This window comes from Halomonas sp. A11-A (genome assembly GCF_003182195.1).
In the GTDB taxonomy this organism is placed as follows: Bacteria; Pseudomonadota; Gammaproteobacteria; order Pseudomonadales; family Halomonadaceae; genus Halomonas; species Halomonas alkalicola.
In genome coordinates, this window is sequence record NZ_QGTM01000030.1 from 1 (window position 1) to 26,353 (window position 26,353).

The 26,353-nt window shown below is 63.7% G+C and carries 29 protein-coding genes, 4 tRNA genes and 1 rRNA gene; all 34 read left to right on the forward strand.

Annotated elements, in window-relative coordinates; genetic code table 11:
• A 5S ribosomal RNA gene (gene rrf / locus DER72_RS14325) occupies nucleotides 1-93 on the forward strand; the annotation flags it as partial.
• A gap of 242 nt (nucleotides 94-335) precedes the next feature.
• Entirely contained in the window at nucleotides 336-1,319 is a 984-nt protein-coding gene (locus DER72_RS14330) for a biotin--[acetyl-CoA-carboxylase] ligase (RefSeq protein ID WP_110070655.1), read from the forward strand.
• Nucleotides 1,316-2,155 carry a type III pantothenate kinase gene (locus DER72_RS14335; RefSeq protein WP_110070656.1) on the forward strand — a complete coding sequence of 280 codons (840 nt, stop codon included), beginning with the start codon at nucleotides 1,316-1,318 and terminating at the stop codon, nucleotides 2,153-2,155. The genes DER72_RS14330 and DER72_RS14335 overlap by 4 nt, the downstream gene beginning before the upstream one ends.
• 121 nt (nucleotides 2,156-2,276) lie before the next feature.
• Nucleotides 2,277-2,360, forward strand: a tRNA-Tyr gene (locus tag DER72_RS14340).
• A gap of 49 nt (nucleotides 2,361-2,409) precedes the next feature.
• Nucleotides 2,410-2,483: transfer RNA gene (locus DER72_RS14345), tRNA-Gly, on the forward strand.
• A 23-nt stretch (nucleotides 2,484-2,506) separates the two neighbouring features.
• Nucleotides 2,507-2,581, forward strand: a tRNA-Thr gene (locus DER72_RS14350).
• A 138-nt stretch (nucleotides 2,582-2,719) separates the two neighbouring features.
• Nucleotides 2,720-2,795, forward strand: a tRNA-Trp gene (locus DER72_RS14355).
• 71 nt (nucleotides 2,796-2,866) lie between these two features.
• A complete protein-coding gene (secE, locus tag DER72_RS14360; RefSeq protein ID WP_162899963.1) occupies nucleotides 2,867-3,235 on the forward strand; it encodes a preprotein translocase subunit SecE in 369 nt (122 codons plus the stop codon).
• Between the two features lie 8 nt (nucleotides 3,236-3,243).
• Nucleotides 3,244-3,777 carry a transcription termination/antitermination protein NusG gene (nusG, locus tag DER72_RS14365; RefSeq protein ID WP_110070658.1) on the forward strand — a complete coding sequence of 178 codons (534 nt, stop codon included), beginning with the start codon at nucleotides 3,244-3,246 and terminating at the stop codon, nucleotides 3,775-3,777.
• A 90-nt stretch (nucleotides 3,778-3,867) separates the two neighbouring features.
• Nucleotides 3,868-4,299 (forward strand): 50S ribosomal protein L11, encoded by a 432-nt coding sequence (rplK, locus tag DER72_RS14370; protein ID WP_043514686.1) that lies wholly within the window; start codon nucleotides 3,868-3,870, stop codon nucleotides 4,297-4,299.
• Nucleotides 4,300-4,301: 2 nt separating this feature from the next.
• The gene (gene rplA, locus DER72_RS14375; protein ID WP_110070659.1) at nucleotides 4,302-4,994 is read left to right on the forward strand and encodes a 50S ribosomal protein L1; all 693 of its coding nucleotides are present in this window, start codon (nucleotides 4,302-4,304) and stop codon (nucleotides 4,992-4,994) included.
• Between the two features lie 277 nt (nucleotides 4,995-5,271).
• A complete protein-coding gene (gene rplJ / locus DER72_RS14380) occupies nucleotides 5,272-5,775 on the forward strand; it encodes a 50S ribosomal protein L10 (protein WP_110070660.1) in 504 nt (167 codons plus the stop codon).
• Nucleotides 5,776-5,879: 104 nt separating this feature from the next.
• Nucleotides 5,880-6,251, forward strand: a complete 372-nt coding sequence (gene rplL / locus DER72_RS14385) for a 50S ribosomal protein L7/L12 (RefSeq protein ID WP_110070661.1) — start codon at nucleotides 5,880-5,882, stop codon at nucleotides 6,249-6,251.
• Nucleotides 6,252-6,488: 237 nt separating this feature from the next.
• Complete coding sequence (gene rpoB / locus DER72_RS14390) at nucleotides 6,489-10,568, forward strand: DNA-directed RNA polymerase subunit beta (RefSeq protein WP_110070662.1); 4,080 nt, start codon at nucleotides 6,489-6,491, stop codon at nucleotides 10,566-10,568.
• Nucleotides 10,569-10,651: 83 nt separating this feature from the next.
• Complete coding sequence (gene rpoC, locus DER72_RS14395) at nucleotides 10,652-14,872, forward strand: DNA-directed RNA polymerase subunit beta' (RefSeq protein ID WP_110070663.1); 4,221 nt, start codon at nucleotides 10,652-10,654, stop codon at nucleotides 14,870-14,872.
• Nucleotides 14,873-15,030: 158 nt separating this feature from the next.
• Entirely contained in the window at nucleotides 15,031-15,405 is a 375-nt protein-coding gene (gene rpsL / locus DER72_RS14400) for a 30S ribosomal protein S12 (protein WP_110070664.1), read from the forward strand.
• Nucleotides 15,406-15,536: 131 nt separating this feature from the next.
• Nucleotides 15,537-16,007 (forward strand): 30S ribosomal protein S7, encoded by a 471-nt coding sequence (gene rpsG / locus DER72_RS14405; RefSeq protein WP_110070665.1) that lies wholly within the window; start codon nucleotides 15,537-15,539, stop codon nucleotides 16,005-16,007.
• A 98-nt stretch (nucleotides 16,008-16,105) separates the two neighbouring features.
• A complete protein-coding gene (gene fusA, locus DER72_RS14410) occupies nucleotides 16,106-18,226 on the forward strand; it encodes an elongation factor G (protein WP_110070666.1) in 2,121 nt (706 codons plus the stop codon).
• Nucleotides 18,227-18,255: 29 nt separating this feature from the next.
• Entirely contained in the window at nucleotides 18,256-19,449 is a 1,194-nt protein-coding gene (tuf, locus tag DER72_RS14415; protein ID WP_110070667.1) for an elongation factor Tu, read from the forward strand.
• A 161-nt stretch (nucleotides 19,450-19,610) separates the two neighbouring features.
• On the forward strand, nucleotides 19,611-19,922 hold the full coding sequence (gene rpsJ / locus DER72_RS14420; RefSeq protein WP_021819602.1) for a 30S ribosomal protein S10: 312 nt from the start codon (nucleotides 19,611-19,613) through the stop codon (nucleotides 19,920-19,922).
• 162 nt (nucleotides 19,923-20,084) lie between these two features.
• Nucleotides 20,085-20,723 carry a 50S ribosomal protein L3 gene (gene rplC / locus DER72_RS14425; RefSeq protein ID WP_110070668.1) on the forward strand — a complete coding sequence of 213 codons (639 nt, stop codon included), beginning with the start codon at nucleotides 20,085-20,087 and terminating at the stop codon, nucleotides 20,721-20,723.
• Between the two features lie 14 nt (nucleotides 20,724-20,737).
• Nucleotides 20,738-21,343 (forward strand): 50S ribosomal protein L4, encoded by a 606-nt coding sequence (rplD, locus tag DER72_RS14430; RefSeq protein ID WP_110070669.1) that lies wholly within the window; start codon nucleotides 20,738-20,740, stop codon nucleotides 21,341-21,343.
• The gene (rplW, locus tag DER72_RS14435) at nucleotides 21,340-21,636 is read left to right on the forward strand and encodes a 50S ribosomal protein L23 (protein ID WP_110070670.1); all 297 of its coding nucleotides are present in this window, start codon (nucleotides 21,340-21,342) and stop codon (nucleotides 21,634-21,636) included. The genes rplD and rplW overlap by 4 nt, the downstream gene beginning before the upstream one ends.
• 17 nt (nucleotides 21,637-21,653) lie before the next feature.
• Nucleotides 21,654-22,481, forward strand: a complete 828-nt coding sequence (gene rplB / locus DER72_RS14440; RefSeq protein WP_110070671.1) for a 50S ribosomal protein L2 — start codon at nucleotides 21,654-21,656, stop codon at nucleotides 22,479-22,481.
• A 22-nt stretch (nucleotides 22,482-22,503) separates the two neighbouring features.
• A complete protein-coding gene (gene rpsS / locus DER72_RS14445; protein ID WP_008959165.1) occupies nucleotides 22,504-22,779 on the forward strand; it encodes a 30S ribosomal protein S19 in 276 nt (91 codons plus the stop codon).
• 18 nt (nucleotides 22,780-22,797) lie between these two features.
• Nucleotides 22,798-23,130, forward strand: a complete 333-nt coding sequence (gene rplV, locus DER72_RS14450) for a 50S ribosomal protein L22 (RefSeq protein WP_010626471.1) — start codon at nucleotides 22,798-22,800, stop codon at nucleotides 23,128-23,130.
• 11 nt (nucleotides 23,131-23,141) lie between these two features.
• On the forward strand, nucleotides 23,142-23,840 hold the full coding sequence (gene rpsC / locus DER72_RS14455; RefSeq protein ID WP_110070672.1) for a 30S ribosomal protein S3: 699 nt from the start codon (nucleotides 23,142-23,144) through the stop codon (nucleotides 23,838-23,840).
• A gap of 15 nt (nucleotides 23,841-23,855) precedes the next feature.
• Nucleotides 23,856-24,269, forward strand: coding sequence for a 50S ribosomal protein L16 (gene rplP / locus DER72_RS14460; protein ID WP_110070673.1), 414 nt, complete (start codon nucleotides 23,856-23,858; stop codon nucleotides 24,267-24,269).
• Nucleotides 24,269-24,460, forward strand: coding sequence for a 50S ribosomal protein L29 (gene rpmC / locus DER72_RS14465; RefSeq protein ID WP_110070674.1), 192 nt, complete (start codon nucleotides 24,269-24,271; stop codon nucleotides 24,458-24,460). Before rplP ends, rpmC begins: the two co-directional genes overlap by 1 nt.
• Before the next feature lies 1 nt (nucleotide 24,461).
• Nucleotides 24,462-24,722 (forward strand): 30S ribosomal protein S17, encoded by a 261-nt coding sequence (rpsQ, locus tag DER72_RS14470; protein ID WP_110070675.1) that lies wholly within the window; start codon nucleotides 24,462-24,464, stop codon nucleotides 24,720-24,722.
• A 52-nt stretch (nucleotides 24,723-24,774) separates the two neighbouring features.
• Entirely contained in the window at nucleotides 24,775-25,146 is a 372-nt protein-coding gene (rplN, locus tag DER72_RS14475) for a 50S ribosomal protein L14 (RefSeq protein ID WP_110070676.1), read from the forward strand.
• Nucleotides 25,147-25,160: 14 nt separating this feature from the next.
• Nucleotides 25,161-25,478: a 50S ribosomal protein L24 gene (rplX, locus tag DER72_RS14480; protein ID WP_023007541.1), complete on the forward strand. Its 318-nt coding sequence runs from the start codon at nucleotides 25,161-25,163 to the stop codon at nucleotides 25,476-25,478.
• An 18-nt stretch (nucleotides 25,479-25,496) separates the two neighbouring features.
• On the forward strand, nucleotides 25,497-26,036 hold the full coding sequence (gene rplE / locus DER72_RS14485; RefSeq protein ID WP_023007540.1) for a 50S ribosomal protein L5: 540 nt from the start codon (nucleotides 25,497-25,499) through the stop codon (nucleotides 26,034-26,036).
• Between the two features lie 11 nt (nucleotides 26,037-26,047).
• Nucleotides 26,048-26,353, forward strand: coding sequence for a 30S ribosomal protein S14 (rpsN, locus tag DER72_RS14490; RefSeq protein ID WP_110070677.1), 306 nt, complete (start codon nucleotides 26,048-26,050; stop codon nucleotides 26,351-26,353).

The window sequence follows — 26,353 nt, forward strand, 5'->3', positions numbered from 1 at the left end:
ACCACCTGAACCCATGCCGAACTCAGCAGTGAAACCGCTCAGCGCCGATGGTAGTGTGGGGTCTCCCCATGTGAGAGTAGGTCATCGTCAGGCACCTTTTCAGAAACCCCAGCCAATGGCTGGGGTTTCGTCGTTCTGGGGATCTCCCCCCCCCCGGAGCCCGGCTGGATCATCGTCAGGCACTGATAGAGAAAAGCCCCGATCATCGTAAGATGGTCGGGGCTTTTCGCGTTTGGACGCTGGGATCGTCGGTGGGCGGAGGTTTGTATCTCCGACGTTTCCGGGGGCGCCTCGCATCCGCTAGAATGGTGCCCTTTCCCGTCTGAGGGTTGCGAATGACCATCGGAGACCTGATTCGTCTGCTCGGCGATGGCGAGTTCCACTCCGGCGAGCAGCTCGGTGAGCGGCTCGGCGTGTCGCGGGCGGCCGTGTGGAAGCAGCTGCGCAAGCTGGAGGCGCTGGGGATCGCCATGGAGGCGGTGAAGGGGCAGGGCTACCGGCTTGCCGAGGCGCTCGAGCTCCTCGACGGGGCGCGCATCGTCGCCGGTCTGTCGCGGGAGTCGCGCGGACTGCTGACGCGGCTGTTCGTCGAGGAGACCCTGCCGTCGAGCAATGCCTTCCTGCGCGAGCGCTTCGACCAGGGCGCCGGCCATGGCGAGGTCTGCCTGGTGGAGCAGCAGAGCGCAGGGCGCGGCCGGCGGGGGCGTCCCTGGAACACCCCTTGGGGGCAGAGCCTGATGCTGTCACTGGGCTGGCGGGTCGACTCCGGTGTGACGGCGCTGGAGGGGCTCAGCCTGGCGGTAGGCGTGGTGCTGGCTCAGGTGCTGGAGCGCCACGGGGTGGCGCCTCGCCTCAAGTGGCCCAACGATGTCCTGCTGGAGCAGCCGGGCGGTGGATTCGGCAAGCTGGCCGGCATCCTGGTCGAGGTGATGGGGGATACCGCAGGCCCCTGCGAGGTAGTGATCGGGATGGGGGTCAATGTCGGCCTGCCCGCGGCGTTTCGCGCGGGGCTGGATCAGCCTGCCGCCGCCGTGCATGACCAGGCGCCCGGCGTGTCGCGCAATGAGCTCGCCGTGGAGCTGATCGAGGCGCTGCTGTCGCTGATGGCCGGCTTCGAGGCGCAGGGTTTTCCCGCCTGGCAGGCGGCCTGGAACGAGCGTCACGCTTTCGCGGAGCATGAGGTGGATATCCTGCGCGGCGAGCGCCGTGAGGTGGCGGTGGCTGAAGGCGTGGATGGCTCGGGCAACCTGCTGGTGCGCCGGGAGGGTCGGATCGAGCGGCTGGTTGGCGGCGAGATCAGCGTGCGAGCGCGGCCATGATCCTCGACCTCGATATCGGCAACACCCTCTCCAAGTGGCGGCTGAAGGATGTCGACAGCAGCGAGATTCGTTCCCGGGGCGCGGTATGGACCCGGGAGGAGTGGCGCCCGGGTGCCGATATCCCCGACCTGGACATCGTGGAGGCGGTGCGCATCTCCAGCGTGGCGCGACGCGCCGTGCTGGAGGAGACCGTGGCCTTGCTCCATCGCCAGGTGGGGCACGTTCACGTGGCGCGCTCGACCCCGGAGGCGCTCGGGGTGACCAACGGCTACGAGGAGCCCGAGCGGCTGGGTGTCGACCGCTGGCTCGGGGTGCTGGCGGGCTACCAGCTGGCGGGCGGCTGCTGTGCCGTGGACTGCGGCAGCGCCATCACCATCGACTTCGTGCTGCCGGGTGGGCGCCACTTGGGAGGGTATATCCTGCCTGGGCTGCGGCTGATGAAGGAGAGCCTCAAGCTCGGCACCCGCAACGTGGCGATTGACCCCGACAGCGAGGCCGAGGAGCTGCTGGTGCCCGGCAGGCGAACGGTGGAGGCGGTCAACCACGGCATCTACATGGCGGCGGTGAGCGCCATCAATCGCGTCTACGCCGAGGTGTGCGACATGGAGGGGGTGGCGCTACCGCTGCTGCTCACCGGCGGGGATGCCCGGGTGGTCGCCAGAGGCCTCCAGGTGCCCCATGCGGTGTGGCCGGACATGGTCTACGGCGGGCTGGAGGCCTGCTTCCCGCTGACGGCCGCCGAGCGCGCCGGCCGGATGTCCGGGGCGCCCAGGGTGCCGGCGCCGGTGGCGCTGGAAAAGATTCGTGCAGGGCTTGCATTCTCCATGCTGCTTTGACACAATGCGCCGCGTTCCAAGGGGAAGCCGGCGCCGGCAGGGCGACAGGTTTTCGGTCGGGAAGGCTGATAAAACAGCATCTTGACACCGAGGGAAAGGGTGGTAACATGTGCCGCCAGCTGGAGGGGTTCCCGAGTGGCCAAAGGGAGCAGACTGTAAATCTGCCGCGAAAGCTTCGAAGGTTCGAATCCTTCCCCCTCCACCAGATTTTCGCCAGGCGCCCCTTGAGGTGTTCAGGCAGCAAGAGTGGGTAGGCGGGCATAGTTCAATGGTAGAACCTCAGCCTTCCAAGCTGATGGTGCGGGTTCGATTCCCGCTGCCCGCTCCAGCATCCTAGGATGCAAAGGTTTTGCTCATGTAGCTCAGGGGTAGAGCACACCCTTGGTAAGGGTGAGGTCGACGGTTCAAATCCGTCCATGAGCTCCACATTGGAAAGGCGAGCTGCGGCTCGCCTTTTCTCTCTCCGCCCCCTCCGGCGGAAGGGGTTGCCAGGCGGGTGCCTATCCGCTACTATGGCGCCCGTTGTGTCGGGCTGCCTGCAAAGGGTAGTCGAGAGGCAGATACAGGCCAGTAGCTCAATTGGCAGAGCAGCGGTCTCCAAAACCGCAGGTTGGGGGTTCGATTCCCTCCTGGCCTGCCAGCCTTCCCCAGGCTGGCGAGTCCCCGAAAGATTTCATGTTTCGATTGCCGCACCCTGAGGAGTCTCTTTTTATGAAGCATAGCGCCGAGGTGCAGGAGTCGCGCCACGACGGACTCAAGTGGGCGGCTGTCGTCACTCTGCTGGTTCTGGCCGTGGTCGGTAACACCTATTTCGCCGATCAGGCCCTGCTCTACCGCGTGCTGGGTGTCGTCGCGCTCTGTGCGCTGGCTGGCGTGGTGGCCCTGACCACCGCCCGCGGCCGCGAGCTCGCGGAACTGGCCCGCGCCGCCAAGAAAGAGATCCAGCGCGTGGTCTGGCCGACGCGTCCCGAGACCGTGCAGACCACCGCCATCGTGCTGGTGGCTGTGCTGGTGGTCGGCCTGATGCTGTGGTTGATCGACACTCTTCTTGGCTGGGCGATGTCCGGCGTCATTGGTTAGGAGTCTCCATGTCCAAGCGTTGGTACGTCGTTCACGCCTACTCCGGCTTCGAGAAGCATGTCATGCGCTCCCTCAAGGAGCGCGTGAAGATGTACGGCATGGAGGATCGCTTCGGCGAGATCCTGGTGCCGACCGAAGAAGTCGTCGAGATGCGTGATGGCAAGCGTCGCAAGAGCGAGCGCAAGTTCTATCCCGGCTACGTGCTGGTCGAGATGGAGATGGATGACGAGACCTGGCACCTGGTCAACGAGACGCCGCGCGTCATGGGGTTCATCGGTGGTACCAAGGAGAAGCCGGCGCCGATTACCCAGAAGGAGGCCGATGCCATCCTTCGTCGTGTCCAGGACGGCACCGACAAGCCGCGCCCCAAGACGTTGTTTGAACCGGGCCAGTCCGTGCGCGTCATCGACGGTCCCTTCGCCGACTTCAACGGCGTCGTCGAAGAGGTCAACTACGACAAGAGTCGCGTCCAGGTCAGCGTGCTGATCTTCGGCCGCTCGACTCCCGTCGAACTGGAATTCTCTCAGGTCGAGAAGGAGTAATCCGCTCGGCCTTACACAAGCAAGGCGGCCGCCGAGGTAGCCGCATCACCGGGGAGCCGCAAGGCGCTACTACCCAACTGGAGTCTACACATGGCCAAGAAAGTACAGGCTTACATCAAGCTGCAGGTGGCAGCTGGCAAAGCCAATCCGAGTCCCCCCGTCGGTCCCGCTCTGGGTCAGCACGGCGTGAACATCATGGAGTTCTGCAAGGCGTTCAACGCCGCGACCCAGGAGATCGAGCCGGGTCTGCCCACTCCCGTGGTGATTACCGTCTATTCCGACCGCAGCTTCACCTTCATCACCAAGACCCCGCCCGCCGCGGTCCTGCTTAAGAAGGCCGCTGGCATCAAGTCCGGTTCCGGTGAGCCGAACAAGAAGAAGGTCGGCACCGTGACCCGCGAGCAGCTCGAGGAGATCGCCAAGACCAAGGAGCCGGATCTGACGGCTGCCGATCTCGACGCCGCTGTGCGTACTATTGCCGGTAGCGCCCGCAGCATGGGCCTGAACGTGGAGGGGCTCTGATCATGGCCAAGCTGACCAAGCGTGCAAAACTGATTCGCGAGAAGGTCGATCCGACCAAGGCCTACTCCCTGGAAGAAGCCGTGGCACTGCTCGCCGAGCTCTCCACCGTCAAGTTCAAGGAGTCGCTGGACGTTGCCATCAACTTGGGCGTCGATCCGCGTAAATCCGACCAGGTGGTTCGCGGTGCAACCGTGATGCCCAATGGTACCGGCAAGAACGTGCGCGTTGCCGTCTTTACCCAGGGCGCCAATGCTGATGCCGCCAAGGAAGCCGGTGCCGACATCGTCGGCATGGACGACCTGGCCGAGCAGGTCAAGAAGGGCCAGCTCGACTTCGACGTGGTCATCGCCTCCCCGGACGCCATGCGTGTTGTCGGCCAGCTGGGCCAGATCCTCGGTCCGCGCGGCCTGATGCCGAACCCCAAGGTCGGCACCGTGACCCCGGACGTGGCCACTGCGGTCAAGAACGCCAAGGCCGGTCAGGTGCGTTTCCGTACCGACAAGAACGGCATCATCCACACCACCCTTGGCAAGGTCGATTTCGACGCCGCTGCCATCCAGGGCAACCTGGAAGCGCTGATCGCCGACCTGAAGAAGCTCAAGCCGAGCTCCTCCAAGGGCGTCTACTTCAAGAAGATCACCCTGTCCAGCACCATGGGCCCGGGCTTGACTCTGGACCACTCTGCCCTGGTCTGACCGGGCAGCGGATCGAACGATTGCAAGAACTTTGCGGTCCCCGAGCGTAGTCGATATTCGCCGGCGGGGCACCGTCAAAGACCGCAGGTGCCGCCCTTCCCCGTGAAGGGCGGCTTAATCATCCCTCCGGGATGGCCTGCGCAGATGGTGTGGCCGCCAGGTGTCTGGTGAGCACCATCACCCAGGACCCCCGCCAGGTGCCTCCGGGCAAGCAGTGGGGGAGATGGTAACCACCGGAGTCCTCATCGCGAGGTTCCGGCACGAAGGAGTGATCACTGTGCCACTAGCACTCGAAGGCAAGAAGGCAATTGTTGCCGAGGTCAGTGAAGCGGCCAAGGGTGCGCTCTCCGTCGTAGTTGCCGATTCTCGTGGCGTCACGGTCGAGAAGATGACCGATCTGCGCAAGCAGGCCCGCGAGAATGGCGTCCAGCTGCGTGTTGTTCGCAACACCCTGGCACGCCGCGCCCTCGAAGGCACTCAGTGGGAGTGTCTGAACGAGAGCTTCGTTGGCCCGACCCTGCTGGCCTTCTCCACCGAGCACCCGGGCGCCGCCGCCCGTCTGTTCAAGGAGTTCGCCAAGTCAGAGAAGGACTTCGAAGTCAAGGCGCTGGCCTACGAAGGCGAGCTGATCCCGGCTGCTGATATCGACCGCCTGGCGACCCTGCCGACCTACGACGAGGCCATCGCCAAGCTGATGTCCGTCATGAAGGAAGCGTCTGCCGGCAAGCTGGTCCGTACCCTGGCCGCCCTGCGCGACCAGAAGCAGGAACAAGCCGCCTGATCACAGGCCGTCGGATTGGCGAACTCCTGCTGGCCGCCTGAATCGTATATTGAATCCCGAGTCGTCGGGTCACCGCGACTCCCGCAAAGTTAGGAAACGTGACAATGGCACTGACCAAAGAAGACATCATCAACGCCGTCGCCGACATGTCCGTGATGGAAGTGGTCGAGCTGATCGAAGCGATGGAAGAGAAGTTCGGCGTGTCCGCCGCTGCCGCCGTGATGGCAGGCCCGGCTGCCGGCGGTGAAGCCGCTGCCGAAGAGCAGACCGAGTTCGACCTGGTGCTGACCAGCGCCGGCGAGAAGAAGGTTAACGTGATCAAGGTCGTTCGCGAGATCACCGGCCTGGGTCTGAAGGAAGCTAAGGCTGCCGTCGACGGCGCGCCGGCGACCATCAAGGAAGGCATGTCCAAGGAAGACGCAGAAGCGGCCAAGGCCAAGCTGGAAGAAGCCGGCGCAGGCGTGGAACTCAAGTAACCTCTTGATTTCCATGGCTTCACGCGCTGCGTAAGCTTCCATGGCTGGTGGCGGGACACCCGCTGCCGGCCTTTTTCTGTTGTCACTGGCCTCTGCCGACAGGGCAGAACCGCCAGCCGAATTCCGAAGGCGAGCGCCCATGCCAGGCGCTTGCCTTCATCGCCTGACGGCGTCGCGTCCGTCGGGTGGCGCCGACCACGCATCGGTCACCCATGGTGAACAAGCTGGGGAATACAGATGGCTTACTCATACACTGAGAAAAAACGCATCCGCAAGGATTTCGGCAAACTGCCCCAAGTGATGGATGTGCCCTACCTGCTGGCGATCCAGCTTGATTCCTACTACGACTTCCTCCAGCAGGACCGTTCGCCCGAAGAGCGGATGGAAGTCGGCCTGCATGCCGCCTTCAAGTCCGTCTTCCCGATCGAGAGCTTCTCCGGCAATGCCGCCCTGGAGTACGTCAGCTACCGCTTCGGCACCCCGGCCTTCGACGTCAAGGAGTGCCAGCTGCGCGGCGTCACTTACTCGGCTCCCCTGCGCGTCAAGGTCCGCCTGATCATCTACGACAAGGATTCGTCCAACAAGGCGATCAAGGACATCAAGGAGCAGGAAGTCTACATGGGGGAGATCCCCCTGATGACCGAGAACGGTACCTTTGTCGTCAACGGTACCGAGCGGGTCATCGTCTCCCAGCTGCACCGCTCCCCCGGCGTGTTCTTCGACCATGACAAGGGCAAGAGCCACTCTTCCGGCAAGCTGCTCTACTCCGCGCGGGTGATCCCCTACCGCGGCTCCTGGCTCGACTTCGAGTTCGACCCCAAGGACAACGTCTTCGTGCGCATCGACCGTCGCCGCAAGCTGCCGGCCACGGTGCTGCTGCGTGCGCTCGGCATGAGCGCCGAGGAGATCCTCGAGGAGTTCTTCGAGACCAGCGTCTTCCACGTCGAGAAATCCGGCTTCTCCGTGGAGCTGGTGCCGTCGCGCCTGCGCGGTGAGACCGCCACCTTCGACATCAAGGATTCCGATGGCAACGTGATCGTCGAGGAAGGCCGTCGTATCACCCAGAAGCATATCCGCCAGCTGGAGAAGGCCGGCCTCGAGCGTCTCGAGGTGCCGATGGAGTACCTCTTCGGCAAGACGCTGGCCAAGGACCAGGTCGACCCCAACACCGGCGAGCTGATCTGCCCCTGCAACACCGAGATCACCCCGGAGCTGCTCGAGAAGCTGGGCCAGGCGGGCATCACCCGTCTCGAGACCCTCTACACCAACGATCTCGACTGCGGTCCCTTCATCTCCGACACCCTCAGGCTGGACACCACCGGGTCCCAGCTCGAGGCGCTGGTCGAGATCTACCGCATGATGCGTCCGGGTGAGCCGCCCACCAAGGAGTCCGCCGAGACCCTGTTCCACAACCTCTTCTTCACCGCGGACCGCTACGACCTCTCCGCGGTCGGTCGCATGAAGTTCAACCGCCGCCTGCGTCGCGAGAGCGACACCGGCTCCGGCGTGCTGGATCGTCGCGACATCCTTGACGTGCTCAAGGAGCTGATCCACATCCGCAACGGCTTCGGCGAAGTGGACGACATCGACCACCTGGGCAACCGCCGTATCCGCTGCGTGGGCGAGATGGCCGAGAACCAGTTCCGTGTGGGCCTGGTGCGCGTCGAGCGCGCGGTCAAGGAGCGTCTCTCCATGGCCGAGAGCGAGGGCCTGATGCCCCAGGACCTGATCAACGCCAAGCCCGTCGCCGCAGCGGTCAAGGAGTTCTTCGGTTCCAGCCAGCTCTCCCAGTTCATGGACCAGAACAACCCGCTCTCCGAGGTCACCCACAAGCGCCGCGTCTCCGCGCTCGGCCCGGGCGGCTTGACCCGCGAGCGGGCCGGCTTCGAGGTGCGCGACGTTCACGCGACCCACTACGGTCGCCTGTGCCCGATCGAGACGCCGGAAGGACCCAACATCGGCCTGATCAACTCCCTGGCCACCTACAGCCACACCAACAGCTACGGTTTTCTCGAGACCCCCTACCGCAAGGTGGTGGAGAGCCAGGTGACCGACGAGGTGGTGCACCTCTCCGCCATCGAGGAGGGCGACTTCGTCATCGCCCAGGCCTCGGCGACCGTGGACGAGACCGGCAAGCTGGTGGATGACCTGGTGCAGGTGCGCCACAAGGGCGAGACCACCTTCATGCGTCCCGAGCAAGTGACGCTGATGGACGTCTCCCCGCGCCAGGTGGTCTCCGTGGCCGCGGCGCTGATTCCGTTCCTCGAGCACGATGACGCCAACCGCGCCCTGATGGGGGCCAACATGCAGCGTCAGGCGGTGCCCACCCTGCGTGCCGACAAGCCGTTGGTCGGTACCGGCATGGAGCGCTTCGTGGCCCGTGACTCCGGCGTCTGCGCCGTGGCGCGCCGCGGCGGCGTGATCGACTCTGTCGATGCCAAGCGCATCGTGGTCCGGGTCAGCGAGGACGAGATCATCGGCGGCGAGGCCGGCGTTGATATCTACAACCTCACCAAGTATGTGCGCTCGAACCAGAACACCTGCCAGAACCAGCGCCCCATCGTGCGCCCCGGTGACCAGGTGGCGCGCGGTGACATCCTGGCCGACGGTCCCTCCGTGGACATGGGCGACCTCGCCCTGGGCCAGAACATGCGCATCGCCTTCATGCCCTGGAACGGCTACAACTTCGAGGACTCCATCCTGCTCTCCGAGCGGGTGGTCCAGGAGGACCGCTTCACCACCATCCACATCCAGGAGCTGACCTGCGTCTCCCGCGATACCAAGCTGGGGCCGGAGGAGATCACCTCCGATATCCCCAACGTGGGCGAGTCGGCACTCTCCAAGCTGGACGAGGCGGGCGTGGTCTACATCGGCGCCGAAGTGGGGCCGGGCGACATCCTGGTCGGCAAGGTCACGCCCAAGGGCGAGACCCAGCTGACGCCGGAGGAGAAGCTGCTGCGCGCGATCTTCGGCGAGAAGGCGTCCGACGTGAAGGACACCTCCCTGCGTGCCCCCACCGGCATGAAGGGCACCGTCATCGACGTTCAGGTCTTCACCCGCGACGGCGTGGAGAAGGACTCCCGGGCGCTGGCCATCGAGCAGATGCAGCTCGACGAGGTGCGCAAGGACCTCCAGGAGACCTACCGCATCGCCGAGGACGCCACCTTCGAGCGCCTCAAGCGCGCCCTCTCCGGCCAGGCCGTCAACGGTGGGCCGAAGCTGAAGAAGGGCGACGTCCTCACCGACAGCTACCTCGACGAGCTGCCGCGTCAGCAGTGGTTCAAGCTGCGCCTGCAGGACGAGGCGCTCAACGAGCTGCTGGCCCAGGCCGACGAGCAGCTCGAGAATCGCCGCCGCGAGATGGACGAGCGCTTCGAGGACAAGAAGCGCAAGCTGACCCAGGGCGACGACCTGGCGCCGGGCGTGCTCAAGATCGTCAAGGTCTACATGGCGGTGAAGCGCCGCCTGCAGCCGGGCGACAAGATGGCCGGCCGTCACGGTAACAAGGGTGTCATCTCGGCGATCATGCCCATTGAGGACATGCCCTTCGACGACAACGGCGAGCCGGTGGACGTGGTCCTGAACCCGCTGGGCGTGCCGTCGCGCATGAACGTCGGTCAGATCCTCGAGACCCACCTGGGCCTCGCCGCCTGGGGGCTGGGTCGCAAGATCGAGGCCCTGCTGCGCGACGCTCGTGAACAGCAGGTGGCCGAGATCCGCGAGTTCCTGGACCAGGTCTACAACTCCACCCCGGGTACCCGGGTCGAGGAGCTCGAGACCCTGAGCGACGACGAGGTGATCGCCCTGGCGAAGAACCTCAAGGCGGGGGTGCCGATGTCCACGCCGGTGTTCGACGGTGCCGACGAGCACGAGATCAAGCACCTGCTGCGTCTGGCCGACCTGCCGGACTCCGGCCAGATGACGCTCTATGACGGCCGTACCGGCGACGCCTTCGACCGTCCGGTGACCGTCGGCTACATGTACATGCTCAAGCTCAACCACCTGGTGGACGACAAGATGCACGCCCGTTCCACCGGCTCCTACTCCCTGGTCACCCAGCAGCCGCTGGGCGGCAAGGCGCAGTTCGGTGGTCAGCGCTTCGGTGAGATGGAGGTGTGGGCCCTGGAGGCGTACGGCGCCGCCTACACCCTCCAGGAGATGCTCACCGTCAAGTCCGACGACGTGGAGGGGCGCACCAAGATGTACAAGAACATCGTGGATGGCGACCACACCATGCAGGCGGGCATGCCGGAATCCTTCAACGTGCTGGTGAAGGAGATCCGCTCGCTGGGCATCGACATCGAGCTCGAGAGCTGAGGCGGCCGACGCTTCACAGAATGACGGTCCGCGGGGGCGCAAGCCGCCCCCGCCCATGACAACTCCGCAGCGGAGCCGACCCCATGAAAGATTTGGTGAAAGTCCTCAAATCGCAGTCTCAGTCCGACGAGTTCGACGCGATCAAGATTACCCTGGCGTCTCCGGACATGATCCGCTCCTGGTCCTACGGCGAGGTGAAGAAGCCGGAGACCATCAACTACCGGACCTTCAAGCCGGAGCGTGATGGCCTGTTCTGCGCCAAGATCTTTGGCCCGGTGAAGGACTACGAGTGTCTGTGCGGCAAGTACAAGCGCATGAAGCATCGCGGCATCATCTGCGAGAAGTGCGGCGTGGAGGTCACCAAGGCCGCCGTGCGCCGCGAGCGCATGGGCCACATCGAGCTGGCCAGTCCCGTCGCGCACATCTGGTTCCTGAAGTCGCTGCCGTCGCGCATCGGCATGTTTCTGGACATGACCCTGCGTGACATCGAGCGCGTGCTCTACTTCGAGAGCTTCGTGGTGATCGATCCGGGCATGACCACCCTCGAGCGCGGCCAGCTGCTCAACGACGAGCAGTACTTCGAGGCCCTCGAGGAGTTCGGCGACGACTTCGACGCCCGCATGGGTGCCGAGGCGATCCAGGCGCTGCTCAAGGATATCGACCTGGCCGAGGAGATCGATCGCCTGCGCGAGGAGATCCCCCAGACCAACTCCGAGACCAAGATCAAGAAGCTCTCCAAGCGGCTCAAGCTGCTCGAGGCCTTCTACAACTCCGGCAATGCGCCGGCATGGATGGTCATGGAGGTACTGCCGGTGCTGCCGCCAGACCTGCGTCCGCTGGTGCCGCTGGATGGTGGCCGCTTCGCGACCTCCGACCTCAACGACCTCTACCGTCGTGTGATCAACCGCAACAACCGCCTCAAGCGGCTGCTCGATCTCAATGCGCCGGACATCATCGTGCGCAACGAGAAGCGCATGCTGCAGGAGGCGGTGGACGCCCTGCTGGACAACGGCCGCCGCGGCCGCGCCATCACCGGCTCCAACAAGCGCCCGCTGAAGTCCCTGGCCGACATGATCAAGGGCAAGCAGGGCCGCTTCCGTCAGAACCTCTTGGGCAAGCGCGTCGACTACTCCGGCCGTTCGGTTATCACCGTGGGCCCGACCCTGCGCCTACACCAGTGCGGTCTGCCCAAGAAGATGGCCCTGGAGCTGTTCAAGCCGTTCATCTACTCCAAGCTGCAGTCGCTGGGCCATGCGTCCACGATCAAGGCCGCCAAGAAGATGGTCGAGCGCGAGCTGCCCGAGGTGTGGGACATCCTCGCCGACGTCATCCGCGAGCACCCGGTGCTGCTCAACCGCGCCCCGACCCTGCACCGCCTCGGCATCCAGGCCTTCGAGCCGCTGCTGATCGAGGGCAAGGCGATCCAGCTGCACCCGCTGGTGTGTGCCGCCTACAACGCCGACTTCGACGGTGACCAGATGGCGGTGCACGTGCCGCTGACCCTGGAAGCCCAGCTCGAGGCCCGTGCGCTGATGATGGCCACCAACAACGTGCTTTCGCCGGCCAACGGCGAGCCGATCATCGTGCCGTCCCAGGACGTGGTGCTGGGTCTGTATTACATGACCCGCGAGAAGATCAACGCCAAGGGCGAGGGCATGGTGTTTGCCAACCTCGACGAGGTGGAGCGCGCCTTCGGTACCCAGAACGTCGCGCTGCATGCCCGCGTCAAGGTCCGCCTGGACGAGGTGGACGTCGACGAGGAGACTGGCGAGCGCAGCCGTCATCGCCGCCTGTATGACACCACCGTGGGTCGTGCGCTGCTGTTCCGTATCCTGCCGGAGGGCGTGCCCTTCGCGCTGATCGACCAGCCGATGAAGAAGAAGGCGATCTCGGCGCTGCTCAACGAGGTGTACCGTCGTGCCGGCCTCAAGCCGACCGTCATCTTTGCCGACCAGCTGATGTACACCGGCTTCCGCCTGGCCACCTGGTCTGGCGCCTCCATCGGCGTCAACGACTTCGTCATCCCGGACGCCAAGGCCGAGATCGTCGCGGCCGCCGAGGAGGAGGTGAAGGAGATCGAGGACCAGTTCTCCTCCGGTCTCGTCACCGCCGGCGAGAAGTACAACAAGGTGATCGACATCTGGTCCAAGGCCAACGACAAGGTGGCCAAGGCGATGATGGCCGGCATCTCCAAGGAGACCGTGGTCGACCGTCACGGCAACGAGGTCGAGCAGGACTCCTTCAACAGCGTCTTCATCATGGCCGACTCGGGCGCGCGGGGTAGTGCCGCCCAGATCCGCCAGCTGGCGGGCATGCGTGGCCTGATGGCCAAGCCGGACGGCTCCATCATCGAGACGCCGATCGTCGCCAACTTCCGTGAAGGCCTGAACGTACTGCAGTACTTCATCTCGACCCACGGCGCGCGTAAGGGTCTGGCGGATACGGCGCTCAAGACCGCCAACTCCGGTTACCTGACCCGTCGTCTGGTGGACGTGGCCCAGGACATGGTGATCACCGAGGTCGACTGTGGCACCGAGGAGGGTCTGACCCTGCACCCGGTGATCGAGGGCGGCGACATTATCGTCTCCCTGGCCCAGCGGGTCCTCGGCCGTGTGGTCGCCAAGGACGTCATCGATCCGGCCACCGAGGAGGTGCTGATTCCGCGTGGCACCCTGCTCGACGAGAAGTGGTGTGCCGAGCTCGACACCATGGGCGTCGACGAGATCGTGGTGCGCAGCGCCATCACTTGTCAGACCGCTCATGGCGTCTGCTCCTCGTGCTACGGTCGCGACCTGGCGCGCGGCCATCAGGTCAACATCGGCGAGGCGGTGGGCGTCATTGCCGCCCAGTCGATCGGTGAGCCGGGCACCCAGCTGACCATGCGGACCTTCCACATCGGCGGCGCGGCCTCCCGTGCCTCCGCGGTGGACAGCGTCCAGGTCAAGCACGGTGGCCGCGTGCGCCTGCACAACATCAAGTACGTGGAGCGTGCCGACGGCAAGCTGGTGGTGGTCTCCCGCTCCAGCGCCCTGGCCGTCGCCGACGAGCACGGCCGCGAGCGCGAGTACTACAAGCTGCCCTACGGCGCCGAGCTCTCCGTCAAGGATGGCGACCCCGTCGAGGCCGGCCAGGTAGTGGCCAAGTGGGATCCGCATACCCACCCCATCGTCGCCGAGGCCGAGGGTACCGTGCAGTACGCCGACATGGACGAGGGCCTGACCATCCACCGCAGCGTGGACGAGATGACCGGCCTCTCCTCCATCGAGGTGATCGAGTCGGCGGCGCGCCCCATGGCCGGCCGCGACAAGCGCCCGATGATCCTGCTCAGTGACGACGCCGGCAAGCCGGTCACCCTCTCCGGATCCGACACGCCGGTGCAGTACCCGCTGCCCGGCAAGGCCATCGTCACCGCCGACAACGGCGCCCGGATCGGCGTCGGCGAGATCGTCGCACGTATCCCGGTGGAGGCGTCCGGTAACAAGGACATCACCGGTGGTCTGCCCCGCGTGGCCGATCTGTTCGAGGCGCGCCGGCCGAAGGAGCCGGCCATCCTCGCCGAGATCAGCGGTGTGGTCAGCTTTGGCAAGGAGACCAAGGGCAAGCGTCGTCTGACGATCACCCCGGAAGGTGGCGGCGATCCCTTCGAGACGCTGATCCCGAAGTGGCGTCAGATCGCGGTTTTCGAGGGCGAGAGCGTCGAGAAGGGCGAGGTGATCTCCGACGGTCCAAGCAACCCGCATGACATCCTGCGTCTGCTGGGCGTGGCGGAGCTGGCCAAGTACATCACCGCCGAGATCCAGGAGGTCTACCGCCTCCAGGGCGTGGGCATCAACGACAAGCACATCGAAGTGATCGTGCGTCAGATGCTGCGCAAGGTGGAGATCACCGACTCCGGCGATTCCGACTTCATCCCCGGCGACCAGGTCGAGCTGGTGCGAGTGCTGGAGCAGAATGCCCGCCTGGAGAAGGAAGGGAAGTTCCCGGCCAAGTATCAGCGGGTACTGCTGGGTATCACCAAGGCCAGCCTGGCCACCGAGTCGTTCATCTCCGCGGCCTCCTTCCAGGAGACCACGCGGGTGCTGACCGAGGCGGCGGTGACCGGCAAGCGCGACTACCTGCGTGGCCTGAAGGAGAACGTGGTGGTGGGACGCCTGATCCCGGCCGGTACCGGCCTCGCCCACCACGAGGAGCGTCGTCGCCGGCGTGAAGGCACCGAGCGCCAGCTGGCGCCGTCGGCCTACGACGTCGAGCAGGAGCTGGGCGCCCAGCTCACCGCGCTGGATTCCGGCGACGAGGAACTCTGATCCGCGCCCCGGGATCGTGGGGCCGTCCAGGCGACGGCCTCCCGGTCTTGACGGGGCATGGGGTCAGCTATTAGAATGCGCAGCCTTTAACAGTGGGGTGGGTGCGCCCGCACCCGCTGAAAAAGGCCAAGGCAACCCATTGGAGTCAGCTACTACCCATGGCAACGATCAATCAGCTCGTGCGCAAGCCGCGCAAGCGCCCCGTCAGCAAGAGCGACGTGCCGGCGCTGCAGGCCTGCCCGCAGAAGCGCGGCGTCTGCACCCGCGTCTACACCACCACCCCGAAGAAGCCGAACTCGGCCCTGCGTAAGGTCTGCCGCGTGCGCCTGACCAACGGTTTCGAGGTCTCTTCCTACATCGGCGGTGAAGGCCACAACCTCCAGGAGCACTCCGTGGTCCTGATCCGTGGCGGTCGCGTCAAGGACCTTCCCGGTGTGCGCTATCACACCGTGCGCGGCGCCCTGGACACCTCCGGCGTGCAGAACCGCAAGCAGGGCCGTTCCAAGTACGGCGCCAAGCGTCCCAAGGCCTGATCGGCCTCGGTGCGCAACGACACCCAGAATTGATATCGGTCTGATAAGAGTAAGGTCGGGCGTCGCGGGCTCAGCAGGGCCGCGCGGGAGTTCCGAGTTTACCTGAAGGACCCTTCCACAGAGGGCTTATCATGCCTAGAAGAAGAGTTGCGGCGAAGCGCGAGATTCTCCCGGATCCCAAGTTCGGAAGTGAGCGCCTGGCCAAGTTCATGAACCACCTGATGTTCAGCGGGAAGAAGTCCGTAGCTGAGCGCATCGTCTATGGTGCGCTGGACAGGGTTGCCGAGCGTAGTAATGAAGACCCGCTGGAGATCTTCGACAAGGCGCTGGAAACCATCCAGCCGATGGTCGAGGTGAAGTCCCGCCGCGTCGGTGGCGCGACCTATCAGGTGCCCGTGGAGGTCCGTCCGTCTCGCCGCCAGGCGCTGGCCATGCGCTGGCTGGTGGACGCCGCTCGCCGCCGTGGCGAGAAGACCATGGTGCAGCGCCTCGCCGGCGAGATGCTGGACGCCGCCGAAGGCAAGGGCTCCGCGGTCAAGAAGCGTGAAGACGTGCACCGCATGGCGGAAGCCAACAAGGCTTTCTCGCACTACCGCTTCTGAGTGCGGCGTGGTGGGTGCAGCGCCTCCCCGTTGGGGATGTGCTGCGCTCACCAGCGCAGTGCCCTTAAACGCATCGCCAACCAACGGGGAGTTCCACCGTGGCTCGCAAGACTCCACTTAACCGCTACCGCAACTTGGGTATCGTCGCTCACGTCGATGCCGGCAAGACCACCACGACCGAGCGCGTGCTGTTCTACACCGGCGTCAACCACAAGCTGGGCGAGACTCACGAAGGCGCCTCTACCACCGACTGGATGGAGCAGGAGCAGGAGCGGGGCATCACCATCACCTCCGCTGCCGTGACCACCTTCTGGAAGGGCATGAACCACCAGTTCGATGAGCACCGCATCAACATCATCGACACCCCTGGGCACGTGGACTTCACCATCGAGGTGGAGCGTTCCCTGCGGGTACTCGACGGTGCCGTCGTGGTCCTGTGCGGCTCTTCCGGCGTTCAGCCGCAGACCGAGACCGTGTGGCGTCAGGCCAACAAGTACGAAGTGCCGCGCATAGTGTTCGTCAACAAGATGGACCGTACCGGTGCCGACTTCTTCATGGTGGTCGAGCAGCTCAAGGATCGCCTGGGCGCCAACGCCGTGCCGATCCAGATCAACTGGGGCACCGAAGAGGACTTCAAGGGCGTCATCGACCTGATCGAGATGAAGGCCATCAAGTGGAACGAGGAAGACCTCGGTACCACCTATGAGCTCATCGACATCCCCGCCGAGCTTCAGGCCAAGGCCGAGGAGTATCGCGAGCAGATGGTCGAGGCCGCCGCCGAGGCGTCCGACGAACTGATGGAGAAGTACCTGGAAGGCGGTGAGCTGACCAAGGAAGAGATCAAGGCCGGCCTGCGTCGTCGCACCCTGAACAACGAGATCGTGCTGGTCACCTGCGGCTCGGCGTTCAAGAACAAGGGCGTGCAGGCGGTGCTGGACGCGGTGGTCGAGTACCTGCCGTCTCCCACCGAGGTCAAGGCCATCGAGGGTGAGCTGGACGACAAGGGCGGCACCATCGCCACCCGCGAGGCGGACGACAACGCGCCCTTCGCGGCCCTGGCGTTCAAGATCGCGACCGACCCCTTCGTCGGTACCCTGACCTTCATCCGGGTCTACTCCGGCGTGCTCAACTCCGGCGACAGCGTCTACAACTCCGTCAAGCAGAAGAAGGAGCGTGTGGGCCGTATCGTCCAGATGCACGCCAACTCCCGCGAGGAGATCAAGGAAGTGCGTGCCGGCGACATCGCCGCTTGTATCGGCCTCAAGGACGTCACCACTGGTGACACCCTGTGCGACCAGGAGCATAAGATTATCCTGGAGCGCATGGAGTTCCCGGATCCGGTGATCTCGGTCGCCGTGGAGCCGAAGTCCAAGGCCGACCAGGAGAAGATGGGCGTGGCGCTGGGCAAGCTGGCCCAGGAAGACCCCTCCTTCCGCGTCAAGACCGACGAAGAGACCGGTCAGACCATCATCTCCGGCATGGGTGAGTTGCACCTCGATATCATCGTCGACCGCATGCGTCGCGAGTTCAAGGTCGAGGCCAACATCGGCAAGCCGCAGGTCGCCTACCGCGAGACCATTCGCGGCACGGTGGAGCAGGAAGGCAAGTTCGTGCGTCAGTCCGGCGGTCGCGGCCAGTACGGCCACGTCTGGCTGCGCATCGAGCCGCTCACCAAGGAAGACAAAGGCGAAGATGAAGACCTGCACTTCAAATTCGCCTCCGAGATCGTCGGCGGCGTGGTTCCCAAGGAATACGTGCCGGCCGTCGAGAAAGGGGCCTACGAGCAGCTGCAGAACGGTGTCATCGCGGGCTATCCGATGATCGACGTCAAGGTTACGCTGTACGATGGTTCCTACCACGACGTGGACTCCAACGAGACCGCGTTCAAGGTCGCTTCGTCCATGGCCGTCAAGGAAGGCGCCAAGAAGGCCAAGCCCGTGCTGCTGGAGCCGGTGATGAAGGTCGAGGTCGTGACCCCTGAGGATTACATGGGTGACGTCATGGGCGATCTGAACCGCCGTCGCGGTCTGGTGCAGGGCATGGAGGACTCGCCCATGGGCAAGATTATCCGCGCTCGGGTTCCGTTGGCTGAGATGTTCGGTTACGCGACCGATCTGCGTTCTCAGACCCAGGGCCGCGCAAGCTACGTTATGGAGTTTGCGGATTACGAAGAGGCGCCGTCCAGCGTCGTTGAAGCCGTCATCAACCAAAACGGGTAACCGTTAGCTAACGTAAAGAGGTTATAGCAGTGGCTAAGGAAAAATTTGAGCGTTCCAAACCGCACGTCAACGTCGGCACCATCGGTCACGTCGACCACGGCAAGACCACTCTGACTGCGGCCCTGACTCGCGTCTCCGCCGAGGTGTTCGGTGGCGAATGGCGTCAGTTCGACTCCATCGACAACGCCCCGGAAGAGCGTGAGCGCGGCATCACCATCGCCACCTCTCACGTGGAGTACCAGTCCGAGAAGCGTCACTACGCCCACGTCGACTGCCCGGGGCACGCCGACTACGTCAAGAACATGATCACCGGTGCTGCCCAGATGGACGGCGCGATCCTGGTCGTGTCCGCCGCTGACGGCCCCATGCCGCAGACCCGCGAGCACATCCTGCTGTCTCGTCAGGTTGGCGTTCCGTACATCGTCGTGTTCCTGAACAAGGCCGACATGGTCGACGACGAAGAGCTGCTCGAGCTGGTCGAGATGGAAGTGCGCGAGCTGCTGAACGAGTACGACTTCCCGGGCGACGACACCCCGATCATTACCGGCTCCGCCCTGATGGCCCTGGAAGGTAAGGACGACAACGGCATGGGCACCACCGCCGTTGCCAACCTGATCAAGGCCCTGGACGACTACATCCCGGAGCCGGAGCGTGCCATCGACCAGCCGTTCCTGATGCCGATCGAGGACGTCTTCTCCATCTCTGGTCGCGGCACCGTGGTGACCGGTCGTATCGAGCGCGGCATCGTCAGGGCCGGCGAAGAGGTCGAGATCGTCGGTATCCGTGACACCACCAAGACCACCGTTACTGGTGTCGAGATGTTCCGCAAGCTGCTCGACGAAGGTCGTGCCGGTGAGAACGTCGGCGCCCTGCTGCGCGGCACCAAGCGTGACGAGGTCGAGCGTGGCCAGGTGCTGGCCAAGCCGGGCACCATCAAGCCGCACACCGTCTTCGAAGCCGAGGTCTACGTGCTCTCCAAGGAAGAGGGTGGTCGTCACACTCCCTTCTTCAAGGGCTACCGTCCGCAGTTCTACTTCCGTACCACCGATGTCACCGGTACCTGTGAGCTGCCGGAAGGCGTCGAGATGGTGATGCCGGGCGACAACGTCAAGATGGTTATCACCCTGATCGCCCCGATCGCCATGGACGAAGGTCTGCGCTTCGCCATCCGTGAAGGCGGCCGGACCGTCGGCGCCGGCGTCGTGTCCAAGATCATCCAGTAAGTCTCGGCTTCTCGATGATCGAAGGGGGCTCCTCGCGGGGCCCCCTTTCTGCGCACCGCGGAGAGTGTTTGACACTCATCCGCGGCGCACCTATAATGCGCATCCTTTGAATGCGTGGGTAGACGGCTCGCGCCGTCGAGATCCATTGGAGTTAAGGGCTAATGCAGAACCAGAAGATTCGCATTCGGTTGAAGGCCTTCGACCATCGCCTGATCGACCAGTCCGCCGCGGAGATCGTTGAGACCGCCAAGCGTACCGGCGCCCAGGTTCGTGGTCCGATTCCCCTGCCGACCAACCGCGAGCGGTACACCGTGCTGATCTCGCCGCACGTCAACAAGGACGCGCGCGATCAGTACGAGATTCGTACTCACAAGCGTGTACTCGACATCGTCGAGCCCACGGAAAAGACCGTTGATGCCCTGATGAAGCTCGACCTCGCCGCCGGCGTGGATGTGCAGATCAAGCTCGACTAATTCCACACTAGACACTCGCGGCCCAGCGCTCATCGCCTCTGCACAAAGGCGGGTATGAGCAGCAGCCGCCGCGCCGTGAGGCGCCATACAACGTGCTAGTGGAATGCTCTGGAAAGGGCAGCCATAGCGGGTGATAGCCCCGTACACTAAAGGAGACTGAGTATGACTATCGGTTTAGTCGGTAAGAAGGCCGGGATGACCCGCGTCTTTACCGAGGATGGCGCTTCTGTGCCCGTAACCGTGATCGAGGTTGCACCCAACCGCATCACTCGCGTCAAGACCGTCGAGTCCGACGGCTACGCAGCGATTCAGGTGACAGCCGGTTCTCGCAAGGCCAAGCACCTTACCAAAGCCCAGGCGGGTCAGTACGCCAAGGCGGGTGTGGAGGCCGGTCGTTCGCTGATGGAGTTCCGCCTGGCTACAGGCGAAGAAGCTCCGGAAGTGGGCGGCGAACTCACCGTATCCCTCTTCGAAGCTGGTCAGAAGATCGACGTGACCGGCACCTCCAAGGGCAAGGGCTTCCAGGGCGCTATCAAGCGCTGGAACTTCCGCACCCAGGACAACAGCCACGGCAACTCCCTGTCCCACCGCGCACCGGGCTCCATCGGCATGTGTCAGACGCCGGGCCGCGTGTTCAAAGGCAAGAAGATGGCCGGCCAGATGGGCAACGTCCGTTGCACCGTCCAGAGCCTCGAAGTCGTGCGTGTCGATGCCGAACGTAATCTGCTGCTGGTCAAGGGCGCCGTGCCCGGTGCCACCGGTAGTGACGTCATCGTGCGCAGCGCCGTGAAAGCTGGCTGAAGGGGAAATCACCGATGAATCTGAATCTTGCTGCCGGCGCCGGCACCGTCGAAGTGTCCGACACCACCTTTGGCAAAGAATTCAATGAAGCGCTCGTACACCAGGTCGTCACTGCCTATCTGGCCGGTGGTCGTCAGGGCACTCGCGCTCAGAAGAACCGTTCCGACGTGCGTGGTGGCGGCAAGAAGCCGTGGCGTCAGAAGGGCACCGGTCGCGCTCGCGCCGGCACCATCCGCTCTCCGCTGTGGCGCAGCGGCGGCGTGACCTTCGCGGCTCGTCCTCAGGACCACAGCCAGAAGGTCAACCGCAAGATGTACCGCGCGGCGATGCGTTCCATTCTCTCCGAGCTGGTTCGCCAGGAGCGTCTGGTGGCCGTGGAGGAGATCTCCGTCGAAGCGCCCAAGACCAAGCAGCTGGTCGCCAAGCTCCAGGAGCTGGGTCTCGAGAAGGTGCTGATCGTCACCGAGGAAGTCGACGAGAAGCTCTACCTGGCTGCCCGCAACATTCCCAACGTGGATGTGGTGGACGTGGCTGCCGCCGACCCGGTGAGCCTGGTCGCCTTCGACAAGGTGCTGGTCACCGTCTCCGCCCTGCGCAAATTCGAGGAGAAGCTGGCATGAACCAGGAGCGTGTATTCAAGGTCCTGCTGGGTCCGCACGTGACCGAGAAGGCCGCTATGGCTGCCGAACGCAACCAGTACGTGTTCAAGGTGGCCAGCGACGCGACCAAGCCCGAGATCAAGAAGGCCGTCGAGGCTCTGTTCGGCAAGAAGGTCGACCGCGTTCAGACGCTGAACGTCAAGGGCAAGACCAAGCGCACCGCGCACGGTCTGGGTCACCGCAAGGGGTATCGCAAGGCCTACGTTACGCTGGCCGCCGGCGAGACCCTTGAAGACTTCTCTGGCGCCGAATAAGGGCAGGAGTACGGATAATGGCAATCGTCAAGACCAAACCCACATCCGCCGGCCGTCGCCACGTCGTCAAGATTGTTGGTGAAGACCTGCACAAGGGCAAGCCCTACGCGCCCCTGCTCGAGAAGCAGTCGCGCAGCGGCGGTCGCAACAACAACGGTCGCATCACCACCCGTCACGTGGGCGGTGGGCACCGTCAGCACTACCGGATCATCGACTTCAAGCGCACCAAGGATGGCGTTCCGGCCATCGTCGAGCGCCTTGAGTACGATCCGAACCGTAGCGCCCACATCGCGCTGCTGAAGTACCTGGACGGCGAGCGTCGCTACATCATCGCGCCCAAGGGCGTGAAGGCGGGTGACCGTCTCGAGTCCGGCGTGAACGCGGCCATCAAGCAGGGCAATGCTCTGCCGCTGCGTAACGTCCCGCTGGGTTCCACCGTGCATTGCGTCGAACTGAAGCCTGGCAAGGGCGCTCAGATCGCTCGCAGCGCCGGCACCAGCGCCCAGCTGGTCGCCCGTGACGGCAACTACGCCACCCTGCGTCTGCGCTCCGGCGAGATGCGCAAGGTGCTGAGCGAGTGCCGCGCGACCCTGGGCGAAGTGAGCAACTCCGAGCACAGCCTGCGTCAGCTTGGCAAGGCCGGTGCGAAGCGCTGGAGAGGTGTGCGTCCGACCGTTCGCGGCGTGGCCATGAACCCGGTGGATCACCCGCACGGCGGCGGTGAAGGCCGCACCAGCGGTGGTCGTCACCCGGTGACTCCGTGGGGTGTGCCCACCAAGGGCCACAAGACCCGTAAGAACAAGCGCACCGACAAGCTGATCGTTCGTCGCCGCAAGGCCAAGTAACACACTTTAAGAGGTAACGGCTGTGCCACGTTCACTGAAGAAAGGTCCCTTTATTGACCTTCATCTGCTGAAGAAGGTTGAGGCTGCAGTGGAGAAGAGCGACCGCAAACCGATCAAGACCTGGTCGCGTCGTTCCATGATCCTGCCCAACATGGTCGGGCTCACCATTGCAGTCCATAACGGTCGCCAGCACGTCCCGGTGCATGTCTCCGAGGAAATGGTTGGCCACAAGCTGGGCGAATTCGCTGCTACCCGCACCTATCGCGGTCATGCGGCGGACAAAAAAGCCAAACGGTAAGCCAGAGAGGATTGAGAGATGGAAGTCACAGCTAAGCTGCGTGGCGCTCGTTTATCCGCCCAGAAGGCCCGTTTGGTGGCTGACCAGGTGCGCGGTAAGCCGGTCGCCGAGGCGCTCGACCTGCTGACCTTCTCACCGAAGAAGGCTGCCAAGCTGGTCAAGAAGGTGCTGCAGTCCGCCATCGCGAATGCGGAAGAAAACAACGGCATGGATATCGACGAGCTGCGTGTCTCGACCATCTGCGTCGATGAGGGCATGACGCTCAAGCGTATCAAGCCGCGTGCCAAGGGCCGCGCGGATCGTATCTTGAAGCGCACCTGCCACATCACCGTCAAGGTAGCCGAGAAGTAGGAGTCGACCAGATGGGTCAGAAAGTCAATCCGACGGGCATTCGCCTGGGCATCGTCAAGGACCATACCTCGGTCTGGTATGCCGAGCGCGGCGCCTATGCCGACAAGCTGAACAACGACCTCGAAGTGCGCCGCTTCCTGGAAGAGCGTCTGAAGAACGCCTCCGTGAGCCGCATCACCATCGAGCGTCCGGCCAACAACGCACGCATCACCATTCACACCGCCCGCCCGGGCATCGTGATTGGCAAGAAGGGCGAGGATGTCGATCGCCTGCGTCGTGAGGTTACCCAGATGATGGGCGTGCCTGTTCACGTCAACATCGAAGAAGTTCGTAAGCCCGAGCTGGACGCCATGCTCGTGGCCCAGAACATCGCTGGCCAGCTCGAGCGTCGCGTCATGTTCCGTCGCGCCATGAAGCGCGCGGTACAGAACGCCATGCGCCTGGGCGCTGGCGGCATCAAGGTGCAGCTCTCCGGTCGCCTGGGTGGCGCCGAGATCGCGCGCACCGAGTGGTACCGGGAAGGTCGTGTTCCGCTGCATACCCTGCGTGCGGACATCGACTACGCCACCTTCGAGGCCAAGACCACCTACGGCATCATCGGTGTCAAGGTGTGGGTCTTCAAGGGTGAGATCCTCGGGGGCATCGAAGAGGTACGCGCCAAGGCGAAGCAGCCTCAGGCCGCGCCCTCCAAGAAGAAAGGTTCCAGGTAAGGGGAGAGCGAGTCGATGTTACAACCCAAGCGTATGAAATTCCGCAAGATGCAGAAAGGCCGTAACCGTGGCCTGGCGCATCGCGGAAGCAAGATCAGCTTCGGGGAATACGGCCTGAAGGCTACCGGTCGTGGCCGCATTACTGCGCGCCAGATCGAAGCCGGCCGTCGCGCGATTACCCGTCACGTCAAGCGTGGCGGCAAGATCTGGATCCGCGTGTTCCCGGACAAGCCGATTTCCAAGAAGCCACTCGAAGTCCGTATGGGTAAGGGTAAGGGTTCCGTCGAGTATTGGGTCGCGCAGATCCAGCCGGGCCGGGTCCTGTATGAAATCGAAGGCGTGTCCGAAGAGCTGGCCCGCGAGGCCTTCACTCTCGCCGCGCAAAAGATGCCCGTATCCACCACCTTTGTGAAACGGACGGTGATGTGATGAAAGCCCAGGAAATCCGTGAAAAGTCAGTCGACGAGCTGAAAGGTCAGCTCCTCGAACTCCTCCGCGAGCAGTTCAACCTGCGCATGCAGAAGGCCACCGGTCAGCTCAGCCAGACTCATCTGCTCAAGCAGGTTCGTCGGGACATCGCCCGGGTGAAGACTGTGCTCAACGAGAAGGCAGGTGACTGAGATGGCCGAAGAGAAGAAAGCTCGTACGCTCACCGGCAAGGTGGTGAGCGACAAGATGGACAAGTCCATCGTCGTGATGATCGAGCGCCGCGTGCGTCACCCGATCTACGGCAAGTACGTCAAGCGCTCCACCAAGCTGCACGCCCATGACGAGGCGAACCAGGCGAAGGCAGGCGACACGGTCTCCATCCAGGAGTGCCGTCCGCTGTCCAAGACCAAGTCCTGGAAGCTGGTCGAGGTGGTCGAGCAGGCCAAGGGCTGATCGGCTCACGCCTGTCAAACCAGTGCAGTCAGATTAGGTTTGGAGAAAACCGATGATTCAGACTCAGACAATGCTGGATGTCGCCGACAACAGCGGGGCGCGCCGGGTGCAGTGCATCAAGGTGCTGGGCGGTTCACACCGTCGCTACGCCCACGTTGGCGATATCATCAAGGTCACGGTGAAGGAAGCCATTCCGCGTGGCAAGGTCAAGAAAGGCCAGGTCCTCAAGGCGGTGGTGGTTCGCACCCGTAGCGGCGTCCGTCGTCCCGACGGTTCGCTGATCCGCTTCGACGGAAATGCGGCAGTTCTGTTGAACAACACCAACGAACAGCCGATCGGTACCCGTATCTTCGGGCCGGTGACCCGTGAACTTCGTACTGAGAAGTTCATGAAGATCATTTCCTTGGCGCCTGAAGTGCTGTAAGGAGCGAGGCGGATATGCAAAAAATCAAACGTGACGATGAAGTGATCGTCATCGCCGGCAAGGACAAGGGCAAGCGTGGCACCGTCAAACGCGTCCTCAAGGACGACCGCTTTGTCGTGTCCGGTGTGAACATGATCAAGCGTCACACCAAGCCCAACCCCATGGCGGGCAATCAGGGCGGTATCGTCGAGCGCGAGGCTCCGATTCACGCGTCCAACGTAGCCATCTTCAACCAGGAGACCGGTAAGGCGGATCGCGTCGGCTTCCAGGTTCAGGAAGACGGTACCAAGGTACGTATCTACAAGTCGACGCAGACGCAGATCGACGCCTAACGCGAGTCGGGTAGCAAAATGGCGAACTTGAAAGAACGTTATCAGAACGAGGTGGTGGCTCAACTCAAAGAGCAGTTCAGCTACGCCAACGTGATGCAGGTGCCACGGATCACCAAGGTGACTCTGAACATGGGCATCGGCGAAGCGACCAGCGACAAGAAGCTGATCGAGAATGCCATCGGTGACCTGGAGAAGCTCTCCGGTCAGAAGCCGATGGTGACCAAGGCGCGCAAGTCCATCGCGGGCTTCAAGGTGCGTGAAGGCTGGCCGATCGGGATCAAGGTAACCCTGCGCTCCGAGCGCATGTGGGACTTCCTCGATCGCCTGGTGAATATCGCGATCCCCCGCGTTCGTGACTTCCGTGGTCTCAACCCGAAGTCCTTCGACGGTCGTGGCAACTACTCCATGGGGGTGCGTGAGCAGATCATCTTCCCGGAGATCGAGTATGATAAGATCGATCGGATCCGTGGTCTGGATGTCACCATCACCACCACCGCCAACACCGATGAAGAAGGTCGTGCGCTGCTGAGCGCGCTGAACTTCCCGTTCAAGAAATAAGGGGTGGGACCATGGCAAAGAAGAGCATGATTGAGCGTGAGCTCAAGCGCACCCAGCTGGTGGCGAAATTCGCCGCCAAGCGCGCCGCGCTGAAGGCGATCATCCAGGATGTCAACGCTTCCGATGAAGAGCGCTTCGAGGCAACGCTGAAGCTGCAGCAGCTGCCGCGTGACTCCAGCCCGGTGCGTCAGCGCAACCGCTGCCGCATCACTGGCCGTCCGCACGGCTACTACAACAAGTTCGGCCTCGGCCGCAACAAGCTGCGTGAAGCCGCCATGCGTGGCGACGTACCCGGACTGAAGAAGTCCAGCTGGTAA